The 18,074-nt window shown below is 71.2% G+C and carries 17 protein-coding genes; 10 read left to right on the top strand and 7 right to left on the bottom strand.

Translation table 11 applies throughout. The annotated features are described in order from the left end of the window. Positions 1–11 precede the first annotated feature (11 nt). The 7 genes from BKK81_RS16280 (at position 12) to BKK81_RS16250 (ending at position 7,035) form a co-directional block, all read left to right on the top strand. A complete protein-coding gene (locus BKK81_RS16280; protein WP_071015027.1) occupies positions 12–1,913 on the top strand; it encodes a TonB-dependent receptor domain-containing protein in 1,902 nt (633 codons plus the stop codon). A 21-nt stretch (positions 1,914–1,934) separates the two neighbouring features. Further along, on the top strand, positions 1,935–2,939 hold the full coding sequence (locus BKK81_RS16275) for a FecCD family ABC transporter permease (protein WP_071015024.1): 1,005 nt from the start codon (positions 1,935–1,937) through the stop codon (positions 2,937–2,939). Beyond that, positions 2,936–3,808 carry an ABC transporter ATP-binding protein gene (locus BKK81_RS16270; protein ID WP_071015022.1) on the top strand — a complete coding sequence of 291 codons (873 nt, stop codon included), beginning with the start codon at positions 2,936–2,938 and terminating at the stop codon, positions 3,806–3,808. The genes BKK81_RS16275 and BKK81_RS16270 overlap by 4 nt, the downstream gene beginning before the upstream one ends. Before the next feature lie 25 nt (positions 3,809–3,833). After that, positions 3,834–4,490, top strand: coding sequence for a cob(I)yrinic acid a,c-diamide adenosyltransferase (gene cobO, locus BKK81_RS16265; RefSeq protein WP_071015019.1), 657 nt, complete (start codon positions 3,834–3,836; stop codon positions 4,488–4,490). Between the two features lie 50 nt (positions 4,491–4,540). Beyond that, on the top strand, positions 4,541–5,578 hold the full coding sequence (gene cobT, locus BKK81_RS16260; protein ID WP_071015016.1) for a nicotinate-nucleotide--dimethylbenzimidazole phosphoribosyltransferase: 1,038 nt from the start codon (positions 4,541–4,543) through the stop codon (positions 5,576–5,578). A 78-nt stretch (positions 5,579–5,656) separates the two neighbouring features. After that, positions 5,657–6,433: an adenosylcobinamide-GDP ribazoletransferase gene (locus BKK81_RS16255; protein ID WP_071015014.1), complete on the top strand. Its 777-nt coding sequence runs from the start codon at positions 5,657–5,659 to the stop codon at positions 6,431–6,433. Next, positions 6,418–7,035: a histidine phosphatase family protein gene (locus BKK81_RS16250; protein ID WP_071015011.1), complete on the top strand. Its 618-nt coding sequence runs from the start codon at positions 6,418–6,420 to the stop codon at positions 7,033–7,035. Before BKK81_RS16255 ends, BKK81_RS16250 begins: the two co-directional genes overlap by 16 nt. 31 nt (positions 7,036–7,066) lie before the next feature. Here the strand turns inward: BKK81_RS16250 and BKK81_RS16245 are convergent, their stop codons facing one another. From BKK81_RS16245 to cobU, 4 genes are read right to left on the bottom strand one after another with little or no spacing between them, the layout of a single operon-like run. Then, a complete protein-coding gene (locus BKK81_RS16245) occupies positions 7,067–8,014 on the bottom strand; it encodes a cobalamin-binding protein (RefSeq protein ID WP_083384138.1) in 948 nt (315 codons plus the stop codon). Positions 8,015–8,032: 18 nt separating this feature from the next. Beyond that, positions 8,033–9,121 carry a threonine-phosphate decarboxylase CobD gene (gene cobD, locus BKK81_RS16240; protein ID WP_071015008.1) on the bottom strand — a complete coding sequence of 363 codons (1,089 nt, stop codon included), beginning with the start codon at positions 9,119–9,121 and terminating at the stop codon, positions 8,033–8,035. A gap of 7 nt (positions 9,122–9,128) precedes the next feature. Continuing rightward, positions 9,129–10,148, bottom strand: coding sequence for an adenosylcobinamide-phosphate synthase CbiB (cbiB, locus tag BKK81_RS16235; protein WP_071015006.1), 1,020 nt, complete (start codon positions 10,146–10,148; stop codon positions 9,129–9,131). After that, the gene (gene cobU, locus BKK81_RS16230) at positions 10,145–10,807 is read right to left on the bottom strand and encodes a bifunctional adenosylcobinamide kinase/adenosylcobinamide-phosphate guanylyltransferase (protein ID WP_071015003.1); all 663 of its coding nucleotides are present in this window, start codon (positions 10,805–10,807) and stop codon (positions 10,145–10,147) included. The genes cbiB and cobU overlap by 4 nt, the downstream gene beginning before the upstream one ends. A 176-nt stretch (positions 10,808–10,983) precedes the next feature. Here cobU and BKK81_RS16225 point away from each other — a divergent pair, with 176 nt between their 5' ends. Then, positions 10,984–12,453 carry a cobyric acid synthase gene (locus BKK81_RS16225; protein WP_071016550.1) on the top strand — a complete coding sequence of 490 codons (1,470 nt, stop codon included), beginning with the start codon at positions 10,984–10,986 and terminating at the stop codon, positions 12,451–12,453. A gap of 99 nt (positions 12,454–12,552) precedes the next feature. Next, positions 12,553–13,761: a PepSY-associated TM helix domain-containing protein gene (locus tag BKK81_RS16220; RefSeq protein WP_071015000.1), complete on the top strand. Its 1,209-nt coding sequence runs from the start codon at positions 12,553–12,555 to the stop codon at positions 13,759–13,761. Positions 13,762–13,870: 109 nt separating this feature from the next. Here BKK81_RS16220 and panC read toward each other — a convergent pair whose 3' ends face one another. The 3 genes from panC to BKK81_RS16205 all read right to left on the bottom strand — a co-directional run bounded on the left by panC (position 13,871) and on the right by BKK81_RS16205 (position 16,056). Beyond that, positions 13,871–14,719, bottom strand: coding sequence for a pantoate--beta-alanine ligase (panC, locus tag BKK81_RS16215; protein ID WP_071014997.1), 849 nt, complete (start codon positions 14,717–14,719; stop codon positions 13,871–13,873). A gap of 240 nt (positions 14,720–14,959) precedes the next feature. Beyond that, complete coding sequence (locus BKK81_RS16210) at positions 14,960–15,841, bottom strand: segregation and condensation protein A (protein WP_071014995.1); 882 nt, start codon at positions 15,839–15,841, stop codon at positions 14,960–14,962. Between the two features lie 26 nt (positions 15,842–15,867). Next, a complete protein-coding gene (locus BKK81_RS16205; RefSeq protein WP_071014992.1) occupies positions 15,868–16,056 on the bottom strand; it encodes a DUF3460 family protein in 189 nt (62 codons plus the stop codon). A gap of 160 nt (positions 16,057–16,216) precedes the next feature. Between BKK81_RS16205 and BKK81_RS16200 the strand changes: the two genes are divergently transcribed. After that, positions 16,217–18,019, top strand: a complete 1,803-nt coding sequence (locus tag BKK81_RS16200; protein ID WP_071014989.1) for an autotransporter assembly complex protein TamA — start codon at positions 16,217–16,219, stop codon at positions 18,017–18,019. Positions 18,020–18,074 lie beyond the last annotated feature (55 nt).

The following is an 18,074-nucleotide window of genomic DNA, read 5'->3' as shown; positions in this document are numbered from 1 at the left end:
GCCCCTACGTTATGCGTTCATCGCTTTACAGGTTGAATCGCCCGGCACTGCCTCCGGCGCGATCGTCCTTCGCCATCGTATTCGCGACCCTTGCCACGTCCGCCCTGACTTCTGCGCATGCTTACGCGCAGTCTGCAAGCGAGCAGCCTGCCACCCAGCTCGCACCGGTGGTTGTCACCTCGACGCGCACCGCGCAGCCCATTACCGACGCGCTCGCGCATACCACAGTCGTGACGCGGGACGACATCATCAACTCACAGGCGCCGGATCTGCGTACGCTGCTGCGCAGTCAGGCCGGCGTTGAGTTTGCTACCAACGGCGGCATGGGGGCCAACACCTCGCTCTATCTGCGTGGTGCCAATTCCAACCAGGTGCTCATCCTGATCGATGGCGTGCGGGTGTCCTCGTCCAGCACGGGTACTGCTCAACTCGCCAACATCCTGCCCGACCAGATTGACCACATCGAAGTTGTGCGGGGCAACGTGTCAGCGCTCTATGGATCAGACGCCATTGGCGGCGTGGTACAGATCTTCACGAAGAGCGGTGCGGGCCAAGCGCCGGCGGCCAATGCGCAAGTGGAATACGGTAGCAACAATACGAGGCAGGGCGCCGTGGGCTACGGAGGGCAGGTGGGCGATACCTCGTTCAACCTGGCCGGTTCCGCTTTCAAGACCGATGGCTTCTCGGCCATCAATACGCGCCAGGCGCCGCGCGCGAATCCAAACGACAATCCGTATGAGAACCAGAGCGTGTCGGGTCAGGTGAAGCATCGCTTCACGCCTGACTGGGATGCCGGCCTCAGCGGCTACTACTCCAAGAGCAAGCTGTCCTTCGACAGCGCATCCGGGCGTCCCACCGACGACAACCGCACCAACAGCGAGTTGTACACCGCACAGGCCTTCGTCAACGGTAAGTTGACGCCGGACTGGGCGACACATTTCAGGCTGGCGCAGAGCGAAGACCGTAGTGACACTTTCCTAAATGGCGTTCAAAACGGCGCCTTCTATACGCGTAACCGCCAGTTCAATTGGCAGAACGAGTACGCGCTCGCGGCCGCGCACACCTTGATGTTCGGTACGGACTACCTGCAGCAGGCGCTCGACGCCAGCGCCTACGGCAGCTCATTCAGTCCTTCGCGTAATGTGTTCTCTGTGTTCGGCGGCTATGACGGGCGCATCGGCAGGCACCAGTTGCAGTTCAACGCACGCAATGACCATTACTCGGACTTTGGCAATCAGGCGAGTTTCCGCGTCGGCTACGGTTTCCAGCTGACCGAGGCGCTCAAGCTGATTGCCAGCGTGAGCAATGCCTTCCGCGCGCCGACCTTCAATGAACTGTACTACCCTGGTTTCGGCAATCCGAACCTGCGGCCTGAGCGCGCGAAATCTGCCGAGGCCGGCTTGCAATACAGCACGGCGAACGCAGGGCTTGTGCGCGTGACCGCTTTCGAGACCCGCTACGACAACCTGATCGTCAACACCACGCTGCCCGGCGGCCTGCTTGCGCCGCTGAACGTGAACAAGGCCAAGGTGCAGGGTGTAGAGGCATCGTGGCGCGCTACGCTGTGGGGCACCGACGTGGGGGCCAGCGTCACCTTCCAGAACCCGGTCGACGAGCAGGCAAATGCGCAATTGTTGCGCCGCGCGCGCCGCCACGTCGCGTTGGACCTGGGCCGCAACTTCGGCAACTGGCGTTTCGGTGGGGAATGGCTGTTGTCGTCCGCGCGCCTGGATACCGGCTCGCGCACGCTGGGCGGATACGGTATCGTCAACCTCAACGCTCGCTACAACATCAACAAGCAATGGTTCGTCGCCGCCCGCGTGGAAAACCTGTTCGACAAGAACTACCAGCTTGCCTATCCCTACAACACGCAGGGCCGGGCCGGCTTTATCACGCTGGGCTGGCGCCAGTGAACGCGGCCGCCCGGGGGGCGCATGCCTGAGCTGCGCCGCGCCCTGCGGATCTGGGGCGTGCTGGCGCTGGCCGGCGCGGCCGTGTTCGCGCTGTCGCTGGCGCTCGGCAGCGTCTCGCTGGCGCCCGCCGAACTGTGGCACGCGCTGGCCGATGGCGCCGGCACTGCCGGAGCCATCGTGCGCGAGCTGCGCCTGCCGCGCGCGGCTGCGGCCTTCGCCTGCGGCGGCCTGCTGGCGCTGGCCGGCGCGCTGATGCAGGTGCTGCTGCGCAATCCGCTGGCCGAGCCTTATGTGCTGGGCGTGTCCGGCGGGGCCTCCACCGGCGCGCTGCTGGCCATGCTGCTGATGCTGCCCTGGTGGATGGTGCAGGCCGGCGCCGCCGCCGGCGCGCTCGGCTCGATGCTGCTGGTGGCGGCGCTGGCGCGCCGCGACCTGCTGCATCCGCAAGTCCAGGGCGGCCACCAGGAGGCGGGTACGCGGCTGTTGCTGACGGGGGTCATCCTGGCCGCCGGCTGGGGTGCGCTGATCACGCTGATCCTGTCGGTGGCGCCGGAATCGCGCTTGCGCGGCATGCTGTTCTGGCTGACCGGCGACCTGGGCGGCGCGGCGGTGTTCTGGCCGGCGCTGCTGGCGCTGGCGGCGGGACTGCTGCTGGCCATGCCGATGGCGCGCGCGCTCAATGTGATGCTGCTCGGCGAGACCGTGGCGCAGTCGCTCGGCGTGCGTGTCGGCCTGGTGCGCCTGGGCGCCTTCCTGGTGGCCTCGCTGGCGATCGCCGCGGCCATCACCACGGCCGGCTCGATCGGCTTCATCGGGCTGGTCGTGCCGCACCTGGTGCGGCTGGCCTGGGGCAACGACCAGCGCCTGCTGTTGCCGGCTTCGGCGCTGCTGGGCGGTACCTTGCTGATGGCGGCCGACCTGGCCGCGCGCACGGTGATCGCGCCGGCGCAACTGCCGGTGGGCGTGATCACGGCCTTGCTGGGCGTGCCGACCTTCCTCTTCCTGCTGCTGCGGAGGCCGCGATGACGCACCCGAGCCATGCCCCGGCCGGGGCCGCCGACACGCCCTGGCGGCAGCCGCTGGCTGCCTGCCCGGTGCTGACGGTGCGCGGCCTGTCGCTGCGGGCCGGGGCGCGCGAGCTGCTGCCGGCGCTCGACCTGGAGATCCGGCCGGGCGAGCTGTGGTGCCTGGTTGGGCCCAACGGCGTCGGCAAGTCCACCCTGATGGCCGTGCTGGCCGGCCTGCGCCGGCCCGACGGCGGCGCGGTGGCGATCGACGGCCAGGCACTGGGCGAGGTGTCGCCGGCCATGCTGGCCAGGCAGCGCGCCTACCTGCCGCAGACCGTGCATGACACATTTTCGATGCGCGTGCGCGACGCCGTGCGGGTGGGCCGCTACCCGCACCTGGCCGGCTGGGGCTTCGCCCGGCGCGAAGACGAGCTGGTGGTCGAGGCGGCGCTCGCCGCGCTCGACCTGTCCGGCCTGGCCGCGCGCGACGTGCTGACCCTGTCGGGCGGCGAGCGCCAGCGCGTGGCGCTGGCCGCGGTGCTGGCGCAGCAGGCGCCGCTGCTGCTGCTCGATGAGCCGGTGTCCCATCTCGACCTGCGCCACCAGATCCTCGTGCTCGACACGCTGGCCGCGCTGGCGCGCGCCGGCAGCCACGCCGTCTTGGTGATCCTGCATGACCTCAACCTGGCACGGCGCTATGCCAGCCACGCGCTGCTGATGGCCGAGGATGGCCGCGCGCTGCACGGCCCGGCGGCCGAAGTGCTGACGCCCGGACATTGTTCCACCGCGCTGCGCACGCCGATCGTCGCGGTGAGCGATGGATACCGCACCGCGCTGGTTGCCGACGGCCACCCCGACGCCGCGCCGGACGGCCACGGCACCCGCTAGACTACCTGGATTCCGCAGAACCGATATGACGCAAGCAGAACACGAAGAGAACACGCCCGGCACCTCCGACACCCCCGACGACGCGGGCCGCGATGCGCGCCACAAGGCACGCATGGTGCGCAAGAAGGAGGTGGTGGATGCCAAGATCGCCGCCGCCCAGGCCGAACGCGGGGTCATCGTCATCACCACCGGCAATGGCAAGGGCAAGTCCAGCTCGGGCTTCGGCATGGTGGTGCGGGCGCTGGGCCATGGCATGCGCGCCGGCGTGGTGCAGTTCATCAAGGGCGCTTTTCCCAGCGGCGAGGAGATGTTCCTGCGCCGCTTCCCGGATGTCTGTGCCTTCCACGTGATGGGCGAGGGCTACACCTGGGAGACGCAGGACCGAGCGCGCGACGTGGCCAAGGCCGAGGCCGCGTGGGAGATCGCGCGCGGCATGCTGCGCGACCCCGCCATCAGCCTGGTCCTGCTCGACGAGTTGAACATCGCCCTCAAGCTGCACTATCTTGACGTGGACCGCGTGATCGCCGACCTGCGTGCGCGCCCACCCATGCAGCACGTCGTCATCACCGGGCGTGGTGCGCCGCCGGCGCTGATCGAGGCGGCCGACACGGTGACCGAGATGACGCCGGTCAAGCACGCCTTCCAGCAAGGCATCAAGGCGCAGAAGGGCATCGAGATGTAGCCCGGGCGCCGGCAACCTTTTCCGCAAGAGCCATAGCAAGAGCCTTACCCATGCAGCTTCCCCACATCGCCCCGCTCGACGCCTCGCTGCGCCCCGTACTGCAGGCCGCCATCGACGACAAGACCAAGCCGCTCGGCGCCCTCGGACAGCTCGAGACGCTGGCGCTGCGCCTCGGCATGATCCTGGGCGGCGCCAAGCCCGAGCTCAAGCGTCCGGCATTGCTCGTGTTCGCTGCCGACCACGGCATCGCCGCCGCCGGCGTCAGCGCCTATCCGCCCGAGGTCACGGCGCAGATGGTGCGCAACTTCGTCGCCGGCGGCGCGGCCATCAACGTCTTCACGCGCCAGCACGGCATCGCGCTGGAGGTGGTCGATGCCGGCGTGCGCGCGCCGCTGCCGCCGGCGCCGGGCCTGGTCAATGCGCGCATCGCCAACGGCACGCGCAATTTCGCCGAGGTGCGCGCCATGGACCCGGGCCAGCTGGAGCTGGCCTTGACCACCGGCATGGCACGCGTGCTGAGCCACGCACGCCTGGGCAGCAACGCCATCGCCTTCGGTGAGATGGGCATCGGCAATACCTCCTCCGCCGCCTGCCTGATGAGCCGGCTGACGGGGACGCCGATCGAGCAGTGCATCGGGCGCGGCACCGGCCTGGACGACGCCGGGCTGGCGCACAAGCGCGAAGTGCTGGCCGGCGCGCTGGCGCGGCATGCCGACGCGGTCGAGCCGCTCGATGCGCTGGCGGCCTTCGGCGGCTTCGAGATCGCCATGATGACCGGCGCCTTCCTGGCCGCCGCCGCCAGCCGCATGGTGATCGTGGTCGACGGCTTCATCGCTTCGGCCGCGCTGCTGGTGGCGCAGCGCCTCGAGCCCGCGGTGCTGGACTATTGCGTGTTCTCGCATTGCTCGCATGAGCAGGGCCATCGCGCGCTGCTGGCGCACTTCGGTGCCCAGCCGCTGCTGGCGCTCGACCTGCGCCTGGGCGAGGGCACCGGCGCTGCGCTGGCGTGGCCGCTGCTGGTCTCGGCCACGGCCTTCCTGCGCGAGATGGCCACCTTCGGCAGCGCCGGCGTGAGCACCGCGGGATGAGCGCCGCGGGGACCGTCGCGCTGCAGCCGCCGTGCGGCCCGGCGACGGTGCCCGGGCATGCCGGGAAGGCAGGTGCCGATGGCTGATGAACTGCGCTATTTCCTCACCGCGCTGGGCTACTTCACGCGCTTGCCGCTGCCGGCGCCGCTGGCGCGCTGGGTCGGTTTCGCGCCGCACTACCTGAACGCGGCTGCGCGCTACTTTCCGCTGGTCGGCCTGCTGGTCGGCGCGCTGGGCGCGCTCACGACCTGGGGAGCCCTGCAGTGGTGGCCGCCCGCGGTGGCCGTGCTGCTCGGCATGGCGCTGACGTTGCTGCTGACCGGCGCCTTCCACGAGGACGGCCTGGCCGATTGCGTCGATGCCTTCGGCGGAGCCTTCGCGCGCGAAGACGTGCTGCGCATCATGCACGATTCGCGCATCGGTGCCTTCGGCGCGATCGCGCTGGTGCTCGCGCTGCTGCTCAAGTGGCAGTTGCTGCTGGCGGTCCACGCGCGCGGCGGCACGCCGGTGCTGCTCGCCGTGCTGGTGGCTGCGCATGGCGCCAGCCGCGCGCTCGCCGCCAGCTACCTGGCCACGCTCGACTATGTGCGCGCCGAAGGCAAGGCCAAGCCGGTGGCGCAGCGGCTGGCCGGCTTCGGTCTGGCCTTCGCGCTGGCCTGCGGGGTGCTGCCGCTGCTGGCCCTGGCGCCGGCCTTCGCCGCGGCCGCGCTGCTGGCCTTGCTGGCGCTGCGCTGGAGCCTGGGGCGCTATTTCGTACGTCGCATCGGCGGCTATACCGGCGATTGCCTGGGCATGGCCCAGCAACTCGCCGAACTACTGATCTACCTGCTGGCGGCTGCATGGACGTGGTCCTGATCCGCCACGCGCGTCCCGCCGTGGCCGAAGGCATCTGCTATGGCAGCCTCGACCTCGAACTGGCGCAGCCGACCACGCCGGCCCCCGCCGGCATGGCGGCGGCGCTGGGCGGGCGGGCGCCCGTGCGCATCATCGCCAGCCCGCTGGCGCGCGCCGCGCAGACCGCGGCCCTGCTGCGCGAAGCGTGGCCGGCGGGGTGGCCCGAGGCCACGGCGCTGCCTGCCGTCGAGCTGGAGCCCGCCTTGCGCGAGATGGATTTCGGTGCCTGGGAGGGCCGCCCCTGGGATGGCATTGCCCGCGCGCAGCTCGATGCGTGGGCGGCCGACCTGCTCGGCGCGCGGCCGCACGGCGGCGAAAGCGCCGGGAACGCGCTGGCGCGCGTGGCCGGCTGGGCCGACGCGCTGGCGGCGGACGGTGCAGGGCAGGGCTGCATCTGGGTGGTCTGCCACGCCGGGCCCATGCGCATGCTGGCGGCCCACTGGCTCGGCCTGCCGCTGGCGCGCACGCTGGGCTGGCCGATCGGCTTCGGCGCCAGCGCCGGCTTCCGGCTCGGCGCCGGCGCGCCGGTGCTCGGGTGGTGGAACCGCCTGCCCGCCGGCTGAAGCCCGGGCGCGCTCGGAGAGTTGAGCGCGCTCAGCGCGCGGGCCGCCGGGCGCGCGCCTGCTCCAGGTCCTTGCAGAGGATTTCCGCCCCCTGCGCCACGCGCGGGCCGGCGCGGTTGATCAGGTCGCCGTCGATCACGAAGAGGTTGCCGCGCGCGACCGCCGTCACCTGCTTCCAGCGCTCCCACATCGAGAAGTCGGCCAGCGGCCGGTCGGCACGGGTTGCGCCCATGCCGGCCGTGACCATGGCCTCGGGATTGCCGGCTACCACGGCCTCCTCGGTCACCGTCGGCACCAGCGGCGTGGCGTCGGCGAAGAGATTGCGGCCGCCGCACAGGGCCAGCATGTCGCTGACCAGGTGGCGGCCGTTGAGCGTCATCAGAGGGCGCTGCCATACCTGGTAGAACACCGTCACCGGCGGCCGGGCCGCATAGGTCTTGCGCAGGCTCTCGATGCGTCCGCGGAAGTCGGTGGCGGCGCGCGCCGCCACCGGCGCGGTACCGAGCAGGGTGCCGAGTTTCTCGATGTCCTCGGCGATGGTGTCGAGGCGGCGCGGCTCGCTGAAGAACAGCGGCAGGCCGAGCGCGCGCAGCCGGTCGATCTGCTGCTGGGCATTGCCGTGGCGCCAGACCACGATCAGGTCGGGCTTGAGCGCGGCGATGCGCTCCAGGTCGAGCGCCTTGTTGTCGCCCACGCGCGGGATGTCCCGCGCGGCCGGCGGGTAGTCGCTGTAGCTGACGGTGCCGACGATGCGCTCGCCGCCGCCGGCCGCGTACAGCAGCTCGGTGACGTGCGGCGCCAGCGATACCACGCGCCTGGCGGGCGCGGCCAGCGTCACGGTCTGGCCGGCGTCGTCGACCACGCTGAGCGCGGCGCGGGCGGCCGGTGCCGCCTGGTACAGGGACAGCGTCAGCAGCGCGGCGGCAAGACGGCGTGGCGCGCGGGCGCGCGGCAGGACAAGGAGCGGGGGCTTGGGCATGCGGAGGGTCGGGAGGGTTCAGTCCGCCGCGCCGGCGGCGGGCGGCAGGGAATCGACATGGCCGGTGCTGCCGGTGTCGGCCAGGGCCGCGTCCAGGCCCTGGCGCAGGCGCGCCCAGTCCTGCGCGCGATCGGGCGGCAGGCCCAGGCGCAGGCTCGGCGGACAGCCACCGGCGGCGTCGAACAGGCGGGTCCAGATGCCTTGCCGGGCCAGCGCCACATGCAGGGCGCCGGCCTGCTGGCAGGGTACCCATTGGAACAAGGGCTGGCCGACCGGCGCCAGGCCGGCTGCGCGCAGCACGCCGCCCAGGCGCGCGCCGGCCTGGGCCAGCCGCAGGCGCGTGGCGGCCTGCCAGGTGCTGTCTTGCAGCGCCAGCCGAGCGACGGCCCGCGCCGGGCCCGACACGCTCCAGTGCCCGAGCCGCTCGCGCAGCGCCGTCAGCAGGGCGGGCGCCGCCAGCACGAAGCCGCAGCGCAGGCCGGCCAGCCCATAGAACTTGCCCAGCGAGCGCAGTACCACCAGGCCCGGCAGATGCGCCTGCGCGGCCAGCGAGCCGTGCCCGAGGCAGTCCATGAAGGCCTCGTCCAGCAGCAGCGTGCCGCCGCGCGCGGCCAGCGCCGCGTGCCAGGCGGCCAGCGTGGCGGGTGGCAGCAGGCGCCCGGTCGGATTGTTGGGATTGACCACGACGAGGTGATCGAGCGCCGCCAGGGTGCCGCCGAGGCCGGGGTCGTGCAGGGTCGCTTCGTCGAGCGGCACCACGGTGTGGCCGGCGAAGGCGAAGGCGGGGGCGTACTCGCTGTAGCCGAGCGCGGCGATGCCGACCCGGCCCGGTGGCAGCAGCGCGGGCAGCGCGCGGATGGCGGCCTGCGAGCCGGCCACCGGCAGCGCCAGCGGCGCGCCGTAGGCGCGTGCGGCGGCCTCGGCCAGTCCGTCATCTTCCTCGGGCAGGCGCTGCCAGGCGTCGGCCGGCAGCGGCGGCACCGGATAGCCGTCGGGATTGATGCCGGTCGACAGGTCGAGCCAGTCCGGCAGCGGACGGCCGTAGCGCTGTGACGCGGCGCGCAGGTCGCCGCCGTGGCGGATCGGTGCGGTCGTGTTGGTGTTCATGCGGTCTTCATGCGCGGGCCGGCGCGAACGCGTGGGCGGCAGGGCAGGAGGTGGCGGCCAGCGTGGCGCGGAGATCCACCGCGAGGCAGGCGAGCGCGCCTGCCGCGGCGAGGGCCAGCCACAGCCACAGCGTGTGCCGCACCAGGCGCAGGCAGGCGCGAACTTCGGCGGCGCCGGGGGCGACGCCGGCGCCGAGCGGCGGACGGTCCTCCCAGGCGCCGTGGTAGCGCGCCGGGCCGCCCAGGGCGACGCCCACCGCGCCTGCGCCGGCCGCCATCACCGGGCCGGCATTGGGCGAGGACCAGGCCGGCGCCTGTGTGCGCCAGCAGCGCAGCGCCGGGCCGGTGGCACCCAGCAGCGCGTAGGACAGCGCCGTCAGGCGCGCCGGCAGCAGGTTCAGCAGGTCGTCGAGGCGGGCGGCAGCCCAGCCGAAATGCAGCAGGCGCGGCGTGCGGTAGCCCCACATGGCATCGAGCGTATTGGCCAGGCGGAACAGCACCACGGCGGGCGCGCCGCCTACCAGGAACCAGAACAGCGCGCCGAAGATGGCATCGTTGCCGTTTTCCAGCGCCGATTCGCAGGCCGCGCGCGCGAGCGCCTCGGTATCGGCGTCGGCCGTGTCGCGTGAGACGATGCGGGCGGTCAGGCGGCGTGCCTCGTCCAGGTGCCGCGCGCTCAGGGCGTCGGCGATCGGCGCGATATGCTGCTGCAGGCTGCGCGCGCCCAGCGCGGCATACAGGGCCAGCGCGTGCAGCGCCAGCGCCAGCCAGGGACTGGCGCGTTGCGCGGCAGCCACCAGCAGCCAGGCCAGCGCGGCCGGCCCGAGCACCAGCAGGCTCCAGGCCACCAACCCTGCCAGGCGCTGGCGCAGCGGCGGCGCGGGGCGGTTCAGGCGGGACTCGAGCGCGGCGGCGAGGCGGCCGAAGCCCACCAGCGGGTGCCAGCGCGGCGGTTCGCCCAGCAGGCGGTCCAGCCAGACGCCTGCCAGCGCGGCGGCCACGCAGGCCGCCCAGGACAACAGGATCATGCCGGGTCCGCGCCTTTCACCGCCACCGGGATACCGGCCACCAGCAGCCGCACGCGGTCGGCGGCGGCAGCCAGCTTCTGGTTGAGCCGGCCCAGCTCGTCGACATAGAAGCGGGTGATCGCTCCCATCGGCACCACGCCGAAGCCGATCTCGTTGGAGACCAGGATGGTGTGGCCCGGCAGTGTGGGCAGGGCGGACAGCAGTGCCTCGATTTCCTCGCTGAAGGCGGCCGGCGGCGTGATCAGGCCGTGCTCGGGATAGCCGCGCGCGTCGAGGAAGAGCAGGTTGTTCAGCCACAGCGTGGCGCAGTCGACCAGGATGCAGCCGTCGTGCCGGGCGTGCGCGTAGAGCGCGTCGGCCAGGTGCAGCGGCTCTTCCACCAGCTTCCAGCTGGCGGGGCGGCGGGCACGGTGCAACGCGATGCGCAACTCCATTTCCTCGTCGCCACCGGCGCTTTCGTGGCGGGCGGTAGCGATGTAGGTGACCGGGCCGCCGTGGCGCGCCGCATGGTCGCTGGCCAACTGCTCGGCGAAGTGGCTCTTGCCCGAGCGCGCGCCGCCCAGTACCAGTGTCAGCTCGCGCGCGGCGCGGCCGTTCTCCGTGGCAGGGGACGCGGCGGCTTGGGGCGGGACATCGAGAGCGGTTGCCGGGGTTTCCATCCGGGTATTGTAGCCGCCGCCTATCCGGCCGGCACGCGGCCGGCACGCGGCCGTCCGGCCGCGCGGCGGGAGGGGCCGGTGCGATAATCCGCGCCATGCGAGATCCAGACTCCCCAGACGACGTTGCAGCCGATGCAGCCGCTCCGATCAAGGCGGGCGCCTTGCACGGCACCCTGATGGTGCAGGGCACCACCTCCGACGCCGGCAAGAGCACGCTGGTGGCCGGGCTGTGCCGCGTGCTGGCGCGCCGCGGCATCCGGGTGGCGCCCTTCAAGCCGCAGAACATGGCGCTCAACAGCGCGGTCACGGCCGACGGCGGCGAGATCGGCCGGGCCCAGGCGCTGCAGGCCCAGGCCGCCGGACTGGCGCCGCACACCGACATGAATCCGGTGCTGCTCAAGCCCAGCAGCGACACCGGCGCCCAGGTCATCATCCACGGCCGTGCCCGCCTCGATCTCGACGCGCGCGCCTACCATGCCTACAAGCCCGAGGCCATGAAGGCCGTGCTGGCCTCCCACGCGCGCTTGCGCACGGCCTATGCGGTGGTGGTGGTGGAAGGCGCCGGCAGCCCGGCCGAGATCAACCTGCGTGACCGCGACATCGCGAATATGGGATTTGCCGAGGCGGTCGACTGCCCGGTGGTGCTGGTGGCCGACATCGACCGGGGCGGCGTGTTCGCTCACCTGGTCGGCACGCTCGACTGCCTGTCGGAGAGCGAACGCGCGCGCGTGACCGGCTTCGTCATCAATCGCTTCCGCGGCGATATCGGGCTGCTGCAGCCAGGGCTGGACTGGCTGGAGGCGCGCACCGGCAAGCCGGTGCTGGGCGTGCTGCCCTACCTGCACGGCCTGCACCTGGATGCCGAGGATGCCATCGCCAGCGCGCAGGGAGCCAAGCGCGGCACCGGCACGGCTTTGCTGCGCGTGATCGTGCCGGTGCTGCCGCGCATCTCCAACCATACCGATTTCGATGCGCTGCGCGCCCATCCGCAGGTCGACCTGCGCTTCGTCGGGCCGGGCATGCCGGTGCCGCCGGCTGACCTGATCGTGCTGCCCGGCAGCAAGAGCGTGCGCGCCGACCTGGAGCATCTGCGCGCCGAAGGCTGGGAGGCGGCGATCCTGCGCCACCTGCGCTATGGCGGCAAGGTGATCGGCATCTGCGGGGGCATGCAGATGCTGGGCCGGGCCCTGCACGATCCCGACGGCCGCGAGGGGCGCGCGGGCAGCAGTCCGGGCCTGGGCCTGCTCGACTACGAGACCACGCTGGCCGCGCGCAAGCAGCTGCGCCGTGTCGGTGGCAGCCTGCTGCTCGAGCCGGGCGCGCCACCGGGGGGCGCCGCCGCGGTGACGGGCTACGAGATCCACATGGGCGTCAGCGCCGGGGCCGGCCTGGCGCGGCCCGCGCTGGCGCTGGCCGACGGGCGCGTCGACGGCGCCCTGTCGGCCGACGGGCAGGTACTGGCCACCTATGTGCACGGCCTGTTCGACGACCCCTCCGGCTGCGCCGCGCTGCTGCGCTGGGCCGGCCTGGCGGGGGCCGAGGGCGTGGACCTGGCGGCGCTGCGCGAGGCTTCCATCGAACGGCTGGCCGATACCCTGGCCGCCCATCTCGACCTGGACCGGCTGCTGGCGCCGCTGCACGGCTAGCCTGCGCACGCAGCGGTCCCGCGCGGTCCCGGGCTGCTGCTAGAATCGCAAATCCTTCGCATTCTCATTCGCGGTACGCCAGGCGGCCGCCTTTCCATCATGGTCACCGGCCGCCTCCGTACCGTCCTGCAAAAGATCCATCTCTACCTCGGCCTGAGCTTCGGGCTGGTTTTCGTGCTGCTGGGCCTGACCGGCACGGTGATCGCCTGGCGCGATGAGCTGGATGCGGTACTCAATCCCGAGCTGCTGCGCGCTTCGGCACCCGCCGCGGGGCCGGTCACGCCGGCCCAGGCGGAGGCGGTGGCCGCCAGGCTCGCGGCGGATCCGCGCTATGGCAAGCCGCGCCTGTTGATGCTGCCCGACGGGCCGTCCGGCGTCTTCGTCGCCTCGTATGCGGTCAAGGGCGCGGACGGCGCCGTGCCGGGACGCTCGCGCCAGGTCATGGTCGATCCGGCCACGCTGGCGATCCAGGGCGAACGCATCTGGGGCCAGCCCGGCCTGTCGCGTCCCTTGCTGATGCCCACGCTGTTCCACCTGCACCGCTATCTGCTGGCGGGCGAGACCGGCAAGACCATCACCGGCATCACCGGCATGCTGATGTTGCTGACCACGCTGGGCGGGCTGCTGCTGTGGCTGCCCAAGCTGCGCTGGGGCGCCCTGCGGCAGGCGCTCACGATCCGCCACGGCGGCTCCTGGTCGCGCTTCAACTACTCGCTGCACCGCGCCGGCGGCGTCTTTGTCGCACCGGTCGTGCTGGTGGTGGCCTTTTCCGGCTGGTATCTCAACCTGCCCAAGTGGGTGACGCCGCTGGTGGGGGCGGTGATGACGGTGACGCCGTCCGGAGCGAAACCGCTCTCGGCACCCGCCGTGGACGGTGCCGACGGTGCGGTACCGCTGGGGATCGGGCAGGCGATGGCAGCGGCTCAGGCCGCCTTTCCGCAGGCGCGCGTGACCCGCGTCAGCCCGCCGCGCAAGCCGGACGATGCCTACGAGGTGCGCCTGCGCCAGCCGGGCGAGGTGCGCCAGGGCGGCGGCTCGACCCGGGTCTGGATCGATGCCCGCCGCGGCACCGTGCTGAGGTTGCGCGACCCGCTGCGCGCGCCGGCCGGCGATACCCTGCTGAACTGGCTGTATCCGCTGCATACCGGCGAGGCCTTCGGGTTGCCGGGGAGGATCCTGATCACGGTCTTCGGCCTGGCGCCGCTGGCCTTCGCCGTGACCGGCCTGCTGATCTGGCTCAAGCGCCGGCGCGGGCAGCGGCGCCATCTCGCGCGCGAGCGCCAGCGCGCCGGCGTGCGCCTGGCCTGACGCGGCTGGCTGCGCGCCAGGGAGACAAGAAAACGCCCGGCTGATGCCGGGCGTTTTGCGTTCTGCCTTGCGGCGTGCGCCGGGCGGAGCCGCCGGCGCGCGCGCTGCGTCAGATCTCGAGGTTGTCGATCAGCCGGGTCGCACCCAGCTTGGCGGCGGTCAGCACCACCAGCGGCTCGCCCGCGACGAATTCCTCGCGGGTCGGCGCCTGCAGGTTGCTGCGCTTGCGGATGGCCACGTAGTCGGGCTTCCAGCCGCGCGCGGCCAGGCTGGCCTGCGCCTGGGCCTCGACTGCCGCCAGGTCGGTGGCAGCGGGATTGCTCGCCAGCACGGTATCGCGCACCTCATGCAGCGTGCGATAGAGCACCGGTGCCTCGGCGCGCTCGTCCGGCGCCAGGTAGCGGTTGCGGGAGGACAACGCCAGGCCGTCCTCGGCCCGCACCGTCTCGGCCGGCACGATGTCGATCGGCAGCGCGAACTGGTGGGCCATGCGGCGCACGATCATCAGCTGCTGGTAGTCCTTCTTGCCGAACACCGCCACGCGCGGCTGCGCGCAGGAGAACAGCTTCATCACCACCGTGCACACGCCCTTGAAGAAGCCCGGACGGAACTCGCCCTCGAGGATGTCGCCCAGGTCGTGCGGCGGCTCGACGCGGTATTCCTGCGGCTCGGGGTACATGTCGCGCTCGGTGGGCGCGAACAGTACGTAGACGCCTTCCTTCTGCAGCTTTTCGATGTCCTCCTGCAGCGTGCGCGGGTACTTGTCGAAGTCCTCGTTGGGGCCGAACTGCAGGCGGTTGACGAAGATCGACGCCACCACCGGGTCGCCGTGCTGCCGCGCCAGCCGCATCAGCGACAGATGGCCTTCGTGCAGGTTGCCCATGGTGGGCACGAAGGCGACGCGGTTCTGGCCGCGCAACTGATCGCGCAGCTCGTGGATGGAGGAAATGACTTTCATGAACTTGGCGTGCTGGTCGTGATCGGAGAGACCCTAGTGCCCGGGCCGGAGCCGCCGGGCAGGCCGGTCTGAGTGCCGGCTGTCGGCGGATTGTAGAGCATGTGGGCGCGGTGCGGGCCGATGGACCCTCGCCGCGGCGGCATGGCGGCGCCGGAATCCGTTCGCGATTGGGGAAGGGCCCCTTTGCCGCCGCGGAATGGGTGCTCAGGCCGGCGCTCAGGTTGGCGCTCAGGTTGGCGCTCAGGTTGGCGTATAGGCGAGGCGGACGTAGATCGGCGCGAACGGCTCGGCCTGCGTGATCTCGAGCAGGGATTCGCGCGCCAGCTCGAGGATGGCGATGAAGTTGACCACCACCACCGGGGCGCCCTGGCCCGAGCGGATCGCGTCCTCGAACAGTTCGGAGAACTCCATGAAGCGGGCATGCTGCAGCCGCCGCAGGATCTGGCTCATGTGCTCGCGCACCGAGAGGGTTTCGCGCGAGATCTTGTGATTCTGGTTCAGCTTGGCGCGCCTGAGCACGTCGGCCCAGGCGGCCTGCAGGTCGCCGCAGTCGACGTCGGGGAAGCGCGGCGTCAGGCTCTGCTCGATATATACCTGCGTGCGCAGGAAGTCGCGGCCGAGCTGCGGCAACTGGTCCAGGCGCTGCGCGGCAAGCTTCATCTGCTCGTATTCGAGCAGGCGGCGTACCAGTTCGGCGCGCGGATCCTCGACTTCTTCCTCGCTGTCGGCCTTCTTCACCGGCAGCAGCATGCGCGACTTGATCTCGATCAGCATGGCCGCCATCAGCAGGTACTCCGCCGCCAGCTCCAGATTGCGCTTGCGGATCTCTTCGACGTAGCTCAGGTACTGGCGCGTCACCTGCGCCATCGGGATGTCGAGGACGTTGAAGTTCTGCTTGCGGATCAGGTACAGCAGCAGGTCGAGCGGACCCTCGAAGGCCTCGAGGAAGACCTCGAGCGCATCGGGCGGGATATAGAGGTCGTTCGGGACCTGGAACAGCGGCTCGCCGTACAGGCGCGCGAACGCCATCCCGTCGATGGTGTCGGGAGTGGCGTCGCGCTCTGGCGCGACGCTGGGCAGCTCGGTCGGAGGCGCGAGCTTGTCCTGGTCGTCAGGGCTCATGGGCCGGCGGCCGGGCAGTGCCGTGTTCAGTCCAGCGAGTAGACGTAGGGCTTCTGCGCCACGCGCGAGGCATCGGCGCGCGCGCGTTCGTCCAGGTCGATCGGTGCCTTGTCCCACAGCAGGGCGCGGCCTTCGCGCTGCTCGGCCTCGAGCGAGGGCTGCTCTTTCTTGAGGGTCTTCAGGAACTGGGTGATGTCCGATTCGTAGAGTGCCATGGCGGGGATTGTCTATCAGGTAAGGCGGGAACCGGCGCGATTTTACCGTATCGGAGCCCGGTGCCGTCGGAAATACGCGGCATTCCTGCGGCGGATGCCAGAGATGTCCGCCGGTTGTGGTCAAATGTCAACTTTGCGAAATCGCTGACGACGGATGAGGATGCGTTTCCGAAGCAAGCACGGACGCGGCGCCTGGTGGCGGCTATCCCATGCGCTGGCACTGCGCGGCCTGGCTCCGGCAGGCCTGGCCCTGTTGCTGGCGCCGCTGCCGGCCGGTGCCGTCTACAAAGTGGAGGTTGAGGCACCCGGAGCGCTGCGCGACCTGCTCAAGGCTCACCTCGACCTGACCCGCTATGCGGATCGCACCGACCTGTCCCAGGACCAGTTCGCGTACATGGTCGAGACCGTCGGCGACCAGGTGCGCCAGCTGGCCTCGACCGAAGGCTATTTCGATGCCACCGCCACCGCGCGGGTGGACGGCGAAGGCGACAAGCGCGTGGTCCGACTGACGGTGGACGCCGGGGCGCGCACGCTGATCCGCCGCGTCGACGTGGCGGTACAGGGGCCGGCAGCCAGCCAGGCGCCCGCGCAGGTGGAGGCATTGCGCAATGGCTGGGAGCTCCCGGCCGGCCAGCCTTTCCGCCAGTCTGACTGGGACAAGGCCAAGGGCGACGCGCTGGCGCAACTGCAGTCCAACCGCTACTACGGCGCCAGGCTCGGGCATTCGCAGGCGTACATCGAGCCCGATGAACAGGCCGCCGACCTGTCGGTGCGCTACGACAGCGGGCCGGCCTACCTGCTCGGCCCCCTGCGCATCACCGGCACCAGCCGCTATCCGGAGGGCATCGTCCGCAACGTCAACCCGCTCAGCGTGGGCGAACCCTATCGCGTGGAACGGCTGCTGGAGCTGCAGCGCGCGATCCAGCGCCAGCCCTACTTCTCGAACGTGCAGGTCGATCTGGAGGACGCGCCGCCGGCCGAAGGCGCGGACAGCGTGACCGCGCCGGTCAACGTGCATGTGCGCGAGTACCCGGAGAACCGGCTCGGCGCCGGCGTGGGCTATACCACCGACACCGGCGCCCAGGCCACCGGGCGCTATACCTATCTGAACCTGTTCAACCGCGCCTGGACCTTCGACTCCCAGCTCAGCCTCGAACAGAAGCGGCAGTACGCACTGGGCGAGGTGGCGATGCCGCCCGACGGCAAGTCGTACCGCAACAGCGTCTATGGCAGCTATGAGCGCACCATCGACGTCGAAAGCACCGACACCACCAGCCTGCGCACCGGCCTCAAGCGCTCGCGCTCGCGCGAGAACTACGACGTCACCTTCTCGCTCGACTATTACTACGACCGGCTGATGCCGCTCGGGGAACAGCAGCAGATCGCGCGCGCGCTGGTGCCGGCCTTCGCCTGGACACGGCGCGACGTCGACAATCCCGTCTTCCCGCGCCGCGGTAATGTGATCAACACCCAGGTCGGCGTGGCGGTCAAGAACCTGATGTCGGACGCCACCTTCCTGCGGCTGTACGGGCGTATCCGCCAGTACATCCCGGTGGGCTCGCGCGACCTCGTGGTGGCCCGCCTGGAACTGGGCGCGGACATGACCGGCGCCAGCCCGCAGAACGTGCCCGCCACGCTGCGCTTCCGTGCCGGCGGCACGGACTCGGTGCGCGGTTACGGCTACCAGTCGATCGGCACGCCCAGCGGCGCCAGCGTGCTGCCGGCGCGCTACCTCGGCACGACGGGTCTCGAGTACCAGCACTGGTTCCGTCCCGAGTGGGGCGTGGCGCTGTTCTGGGATGCCGGCACCGCCACCAACGACCTGCACGGCATCACCATCTTCCATGGCGTGGGCATCGGCGCGCGCTGGCGCAGCCCGGTCGGCCCGGTCCAGCTCGACCTCGGCTACGGCATCCAGAAGCAGCAGTTCCGTCCGCATGTTTCCCTGGGGGTGGCATTCTGATGCGCGTGCCGACTCTGCTCCCGCCCCTCCTGTCCCCGCACCTGCCCGAGCAGCC

The sequence above is a fragment of the Cupriavidus sp. USMAHM13 genome (assembly GCF_001854285.1).
GTDB classification, from domain to species: domain Bacteria; phylum Pseudomonadota; class Gammaproteobacteria; order Burkholderiales; family Burkholderiaceae; genus Cupriavidus; species Cupriavidus malaysiensis.
The sequence above is the reverse complement of the archived record's forward strand: the minus strand, read 5'-3'. Positions and strand labels throughout refer to the sequence as shown.

Bases quoted from the DNA above. Each gene is read 5' to 3' on its own strand.
- BKK81_RS16280 (WP_071015027.1), top strand. From the start codon at position 12: ATGCGTTCATCGCTTTACAGGTTGAATCGCCCGGCACTGCCTCCGGCG.
- BKK81_RS16275 (WP_071015024.1), top strand. From the start codon at position 1,935: ATGCCTGAGCTGCGCCGCGCCCTGCGGATCTGGGGCGTGCTGGCGCTG.
- BKK81_RS16270 (WP_071015022.1), top strand. From the start codon at position 2,936: ATGACGCACCCGAGCCATGCCCCGGCCGGGGCCGCCGACACGCCCTGG.
- cobO (WP_071015019.1), top strand. From the start codon at position 3,834: ATGACGCAAGCAGAACACGAAGAGAACACGCCCGGCACCTCCGACACC.
- cobT (WP_071015016.1), top strand. From the start codon at position 4,541: ATGCAGCTTCCCCACATCGCCCCGCTCGACGCCTCGCTGCGCCCCGTA.
- BKK81_RS16255 (WP_071015014.1), top strand. From the start codon at position 5,657: ATGGCTGATGAACTGCGCTATTTCCTCACCGCGCTGGGCTACTTCACG.
- BKK81_RS16250 (WP_071015011.1), top strand. From the start codon at position 6,418: ATGGACGTGGTCCTGATCCGCCACGCGCGTCCCGCCGTGGCCGAAGGC.
- BKK81_RS16245 (WP_083384138.1), bottom strand. From the start codon at position 8,014: ATGCCCAAGCCCCCGCTCCTTGTCCTGCCGCGCGCCCGCGCGCCACGC.
- cobD (WP_071015008.1), bottom strand. From the start codon at position 9,121: ATGAACACCAACACGACCGCACCGATCCGCCACGGCGGCGACCTGCGC.
- cbiB (WP_071015006.1), bottom strand. From the start codon at position 10,148: ATGATCCTGTTGTCCTGGGCGGCCTGCGTGGCCGCCGCGCTGGCAGGC.
- cobU (WP_071015003.1), bottom strand. From the start codon at position 10,807: ATGGAAACCCCGGCAACCGCTCTCGATGTCCCGCCCCAAGCCGCCGCG.
- BKK81_RS16225 (WP_071016550.1), top strand. From the start codon at position 10,984: ATGGTGCAGGGCACCACCTCCGACGCCGGCAAGAGCACGCTGGTGGCC.
- BKK81_RS16220 (WP_071015000.1), top strand. From the start codon at position 12,553: ATGGTCACCGGCCGCCTCCGTACCGTCCTGCAAAAGATCCATCTCTAC.
- panC (WP_071014997.1), bottom strand. From the start codon at position 14,719: ATGAAAGTCATTTCCTCCATCCACGAGCTGCGCGATCAGTTGCGCGGC.
- BKK81_RS16210 (WP_071014995.1), bottom strand. From the start codon at position 15,841: ATGAGCCCTGACGACCAGGACAAGCTCGCGCCTCCGACCGAGCTGCCC.
- BKK81_RS16205 (WP_071014992.1), bottom strand. From the start codon at position 16,056: ATGGCACTCTACGAATCGGACATCACCCAGTTCCTGAAGACCCTCAAG.
- BKK81_RS16200 (WP_071014989.1), top strand. From the start codon at position 16,217: ATGCGTTTCCGAAGCAAGCACGGACGCGGCGCCTGGTGGCGGCTATCC.